The organism is Actinophytocola sp. (assembly GCF_045807065.1).
Classification (GTDB): domain Bacteria; phylum Actinomycetota; class Actinomycetes; order Mycobacteriales; family Pseudonocardiaceae; genus Actinophytocola.
In genome coordinates this window covers 1-5,112 of sequence record NZ_JBJMIE010000745.1, presented here as the reverse complement: position 1 = coordinate 5,112, position 5,112 = coordinate 1, and the positions used below count along the sequence as shown (strand labels likewise).

At 71.1% G+C, this 5,112-nt stretch carries 7 protein-coding genes and 1 pseudogene; 5 read left to right on the top strand and 3 right to left on the bottom strand.

From position 1 onward, the window contains the following. From ACJ73U_RS43725 to ACJ73U_RS43715, 3 genes are all read right to left on the bottom strand, one after another. Positions 1 to 185: hypothetical protein (locus ACJ73U_RS43725; protein WP_407783693.1), on the bottom strand; the 185-nt coding region annotated here is incomplete at its 3' end. A gap of 266 nt (positions 186 to 451) precedes the next feature. Then, positions 452 to 844, bottom strand: coding sequence for a PAAR domain-containing protein (locus tag ACJ73U_RS43720; RefSeq protein ID WP_407783692.1), 393 nt, complete (start codon positions 842 to 844; stop codon positions 452 to 454). Continuing rightward, positions 841 to 1,449, bottom strand: a complete 609-nt coding sequence (locus tag ACJ73U_RS43715) for a Pvc16 family protein (RefSeq protein WP_407783691.1) — start codon at positions 1,447 to 1,449, stop codon at positions 841 to 843. The genes ACJ73U_RS43720 and ACJ73U_RS43715 overlap by 4 nt, the downstream gene beginning before the upstream one ends. Positions 1,450 to 1,681: 232 nt before the next feature. On the opposite strand from ACJ73U_RS43715, the gene ACJ73U_RS43710 reads away from it, so the two are divergent. From ACJ73U_RS43710 to ACJ73U_RS43690, 5 genes and pseudogenes are all read left to right on the top strand, one after another. Further along, positions 1,682 to 3,220 carry a phage tail sheath family protein gene (locus ACJ73U_RS43710; protein ID WP_407783690.1) on the top strand — a complete coding sequence of 513 codons (1,539 nt, stop codon included), beginning with the start codon at positions 1,682 to 1,684 and terminating at the stop codon, positions 3,218 to 3,220. A gap of 43 nt (positions 3,221 to 3,263) precedes the next feature. After that, entirely contained in the window at positions 3,264 to 3,704 is a 441-nt protein-coding gene (locus ACJ73U_RS43705) for a phage tail protein (RefSeq protein WP_407783689.1), read from the top strand. Beyond that, a complete protein-coding gene (locus tag ACJ73U_RS43700; protein WP_407783688.1) occupies positions 3,701 to 4,108 on the top strand; it encodes a phage tail assembly protein in 408 nt (135 codons plus the stop codon). The genes ACJ73U_RS43705 and ACJ73U_RS43700 overlap by 4 nt, the downstream gene beginning before the upstream one ends. After that, positions 4,105 to 4,260: a DUF6760 family protein gene (locus ACJ73U_RS43695; protein WP_407783687.1), complete on the top strand. Its 156-nt coding sequence runs from the start codon at positions 4,105 to 4,107 to the stop codon at positions 4,258 to 4,260. Before ACJ73U_RS43700 ends, ACJ73U_RS43695 begins: the two co-directional genes overlap by 4 nt. A gap of 9 nt (positions 4,261 to 4,269) precedes the next feature. Beyond that, positions 4,270 to 5,112: pseudogene (locus ACJ73U_RS43690) on the top strand (hypothetical protein); the annotation flags it as partial.

Below are 5,112 nucleotides of genomic sequence, written 5' to 3'. Positions count from 1 at the left end.
GGGGTGACGACCGATGCCGAGGCGGCGCCGGGCTCGGTCAGCACGTCCAGCTCCCCGGTCAGCAGCAACCCGATGGTGACCGCCACGTTCCCGATGGCCACGGCCGCCTCGGCCACCGGCTCCGACGGCAACGCGTACCTGAAAGCGACGGGCGGTGGGTCGGGCAGCAGTGCCGCCATCGTCATGGCTCTCCTTCGCATACCGGCGCACCCCCCACGAACCACGGTATGGCCTGTCGATCATTCACGAGACGGCCAATGGGGCAGCCCTTGGTGCCGACCCCCCGCGTGTCCAACGCTGAAGACCCGTGTGTCCAACGCTGAAGACCCGCGTGTCCAACCGAACCGACCGGCGAGTTCGACAAATCCTGCCGGCGGTGTCGGCCGCGTTTGTCGAACTCAGCGGTCGCGAGCGTTGGACACGCGGGTCCGGGCGGTTGGACACGCGGGGGTCAGGCGATCATTACCGTGCTTACGGCCACGATGTTGCTGGTGGGGGCGGGGGCCGGGTCGTTGCACGTCATGACCGTGTCGCCGGTGCGGGCGGCCGGTTTGTTGTTGATCAGCACCGTGGCGCTGCCCTTCATCACCGTGCCCTGGTTGGTCGGCGGGACCTGGAACGGGCCGCCCTGCGGGATGTGCGGTGGCGCGTTCGTGGCGGTGCTGCCCATGACCGCCGCCGGCTGGCCGCCGATCAGCACGTCGGTGCTGCAGCCGCCCGTGATGGTGCCGGCGAACGGGTGGGGGAGCGGCGTCGGGACCGGGCCGCCCGGCGACGGGATCATGATGATGTGGATGTCGGTCCCCACGACTTTGTCGCCCATCTTGGCGGCGGGCTGGCTCATGGCGTCCGCACCCAGCGGCGCGGCTGCGTGGGTGCGAGCGGACCGGCCGGCGCCTTCTTCTTCTGGTCCGCGTCGAGGCGGATCTTCTCCGCGGGCGGCGCGATCTCCGTGTCCGGCTCGGGCAGGAACGGCGCGCTGACCGAGATCGCGAACGCCGCCCGCGCGGGCATGCCGAGGTTGCTCCACAGCGCACCGGGGTCGGAGTCGGCGATCCGGATGAACACCGGCGCGCCGACCGAGGCCAGCGCCTCCGGCATGCAGTCGGTCGGCAGCGTGTCCGTGAACATCATGGTGCGCAGGGCGACCGCCAGCAGCAGGTGCTCCTCGTTGATCTTCGGCGCCCGCGCGGTCACCAGGTAGGACAGCGAGCAGCGCCGCACCGGCTCCCGCCGCGACGTCACCACGCCGCGGCCGTCGCGCTGGTCGGCGGAACCGGACTCGCGGCCGTCGCGGTCGTCGTGCAACCCGTACAGGAACAGGTCGATCGCGTTCGACGGGCGTTCGGTCTCCCACGTCGGCTTCGGCGGGTCGAGCCGGACCATCGTGCCGTCCGGCAGCGAGCGGCCGAGCAGCACGCACAGTGCCTCGTCCACCTCTGTGATCACGGCGACCAGTGTCCCGGCCCGCGGGCGACCACGGACACCGCCCGCCGCCCGTCCTTTCAGCGCGCCCGGAGCGCCCGAAAGGGCAACCGCACACGCGGCTGCCCCAAGGGGCGACCGTGGCCGCCCTCCGCACCGCCCCGCGACGACTGAGCCGCCTGATGGGAAAAGAACAAACTCGGCGGTGCCGCGAATGCGGCGAGCGCTTCACCACGCAACGAGGGAGAAACCCGAGATGGCCAGCAGCTACCTCGCGCCCGGTGTGTACATGGAGGAGGTTTCCTCGGGTTCGCGGCCGATCGAGGCCGTGGGCACCGCGGTTGCCGCCTTCGTGGGCTTCGCCGAGCGCGGCCCCCTGCACGAGCCCGTGCTCGTCACCAACTGGACGCAGTTCAAGCACAACTTCGGTGACTTCGTCGAGGGCTACTACCTCGCGCACGCCGTGTACGGCTACTTCCAGAACGGCGGCGGCACCGCGTACGTCGTGCGGGTGGGTGGCGAGGCGACGAACGGCGCCACCAACGGCCACGTCGCGCTGCCGGCCGCTGAGCTGCCGGCGGCGGGCACGGACACGAAGCCGGGCCTGACCATCTCGGCCCGCGCCGCCGACTCCGGTGAGCTGACCGTCGAGGTCCAGCCGGCCAGCGAGCAGGGTGACGACAACTTCAAGCTCGTCGTGAAGCAGGGCGGGCAGGCGGTCGAGACGTTCGACAACGTCACCGTCAAGCGCGGCGCCAACAACGTCGCGACCGTGGTGCGCCAGCAGTCCAAGCTCATCACGGTCGAGGAGACCAAGGGCAAGTCGCTCACACTGCCCCGGCCCGGCGAGGTCGCGCTCGGCGCGGCGCCGGCGCCGGCCCCGGTCAAGGTCGAGGCGGGAGCCTACGTCGGCAACTCCGCCGACCGCACCGGTTTCGGCGGCCTGGAGGCCGTCGACGAGGTGACGATGCTGTGCGTGCCGGACCTGATGGCCGCCTACCAGCGCGGCGCACTGTCCATCGAGGACGTCAAGGCCGTGCAGCTGGCGATGATCGCGCACTGCGAGCTCATGGCCGACCGAGTGGCCATCCTGGACACCCCGCCCGGGCTCTCCGCGCAGGAGGTCAAGGAATGGCGGATGGACATCACCGGCTACGACTCGAAGTACGCCGCCATGTACTGGCCGTGGATCAAGGTCGCCGACCCGGTGGCCGGCAGGCAGGTCTTCGTCCCGCCGTCGGGCCACATGGCGGGGATCTGGGCACGCAACGACGCGACCCGCGGCGTGCACAAGGCGCCGGCCAACGAGGTCGTGCGCGGCGCGGTCACCCTGGAGCTGAACATCACCAAGGGCGAGCACGACGTGCTCAACCCGATCGCCGTGAACTGCATCCGCAGCTTCCGCGGCCAGGGCATCCGGGTCTGGGGCGCCCGCACGCTGTCGAGCGACCCCGAGTGGCGTTACCTCAACGTGCGGCGGCTGTTCAACTACGTCGAGAAGTCGATCCTGCAGGGCACGAACTGGGTGGTGTTCGAGCCGAACGACCCGAAGCTGTGGGACTCCGTCAAGCGCACGGTCACGATGTTCCTCCGCCGCGTGTGGCGCGACGGCGCGTTGTTCGGGCGCCAGCCCGCGCAGGCGTTCTTCGTCAAGTGCGACGAGGAGAACAACCCGCCGGAGAGCCGGGACGCCGGGATCCTGACCGTCCAGATCGGCATCGCGCCGGTGAAGCCCGCCGAGTTCGTGGTGTTCCGCATCTCGCAGTTCGCCGAGGGCGCCGGTCTCGAGGAATGACGCTTCCCTTCCCACCCAATCTCGTTGTTGAGGAGCAAGAGGCATGGCCACGACAGACCCGATCACAGCGTCCCGGTTCTCGATCACCATCGACGGCTACGAGATCGCCGCGTTCTCGGAGCTGAAGGGCATCACCACCGAGGTGAAGCCGGTGGAGCACCTGGAGTCCACCGACAAGGAGCTCGTGCTCAAGAAGCTGCCCGGCAAGCGGGAGCCCGCGATCATCGAGCTGGTCCGCGGCAAGACCACCGACATGGCGCTGTGGGCCTGGCACGAGGCGGTGCTGCAGGGTGACATCATCGCCGCCCGCAAGAGCTGCTCGCTCATCATGTACGGCGTGGACGGCAAGCCCGTCGCGCGGTACCACATGGAGCACGCGTGGCCGTCGCAGGTGAAGATCGGCGGGATGAAGGCGGGCGCCAACGAGGTGCTCATGGAGACCGTCACCATCGTGTGCGAGATGCTGCAGCGGGTGGCGGTGTGACCGCCGTGGCCGCGCACGCCGAGACGAGCGCGGGGCTGCGCACCGAGTACCCGTTCACGCTGCCGCGTGGTTACGTCGACGAGCACGGCCGCGTGCACCGCGACGGGATCATGCGGCTGGCGACGGCCCGCGACGAGCTCACCACGCAGGCCGACCAGCGGGTCCGGGCCAACGCGGCCTACCTGACGGTGCTGCTGCTCGAGCGGACGGTCACCACGCTGGGCGACCTGGCGGCGGTGGACACGTTCGTCGTCGAGAACCTGTTCGCGTCGGATCTCGCGTTCCTGCAGGACCTGTACCGGCGCATCAACGCCGACGGGCACACCGAGGTCGCGGTCAGCTGCCCGCACTGCGGCGCCGACTTCGCGGTGGACGTCGCCGGTGATGCACCGGGGGGATCGTGACGTACGCGGCCGACCGGATCTGGGAGGAAGTCGCGTACGTCGCCTACTACCTGCACTGGGACCTGGACAAGATCCTCGACATGGAACACCCGGTGCGTACCAGGGTGATCACCGAGATCGGCAGGATCCACTCCAGGTCGGCCGAGGAATAAGGGGAACCGATGCGCTGGCCATTCCGGCGGAAGGGGGCGGACCCGACCGCCACCACCTCCGACCGTCCACATGAGAGCGACACGGCGCCGGTGACCCGTGCGCCCGCTCGACAGTGGGCCACGCTGCCGGCCATCTCCACCACCGTTCCCCGCACGGCCCCGCTCGTGATCGGGCCCGCCCCCGTCGTCCCGCCCCTGCGGCTGGCCGACCGGGGTGGGACCGCGTCCGTCGAGGTGCCCGTCGGGACCGTCACCGGGCTCGCCCGGGCGCACGTGCGGGCGCCGGAACCCGCCGTGCCCGCCCAACCGGTCGAGGTGGCGCCGCCGCCGATGCCGCGACGGGCGACACGCCCCGCGACCGCCGAGGCGCCGACGCTCACCGACGCCGTCGACCAGTACGTCGGCGAGCCGAGGGTGCCGGCCGAGCCCTACCGCGCGCCGGGCTGGCTGCGGTTCATGCCGGACTGGGCGAAGCAGGGCCAGTCGCCGGCGATCCCCGGGCTGCCCGCCACGCCGGACGCACCCGACCTGCCCATCCTGCCCAACCTGCCCGACCTGCCGCCGGCGCCGGCGGCTACCGCACCGGAGCTGCTCGTCGCCGAGCCGCCGTCGTTCCTGCCGCCGGAGCTGCGCAACCCGCCCAAGCCGGATCTCCCGCCCCGCGTGGCCGAAGACGTCCAGCCCGTGGCGGAGACCGTCGTGCCGTCGGGACGCAGGCGGCGACCCAACCTCGGCCAGTCCCGGCGGCTCGGGCTCGGCGCGCCCATCACCCAGCCGGACCTGGTCCATCCGGAGATCGCACCGCCCATCGTGGACGGCACGGTCGAGTCACCGCCGTCGCCGCCGGCCCCC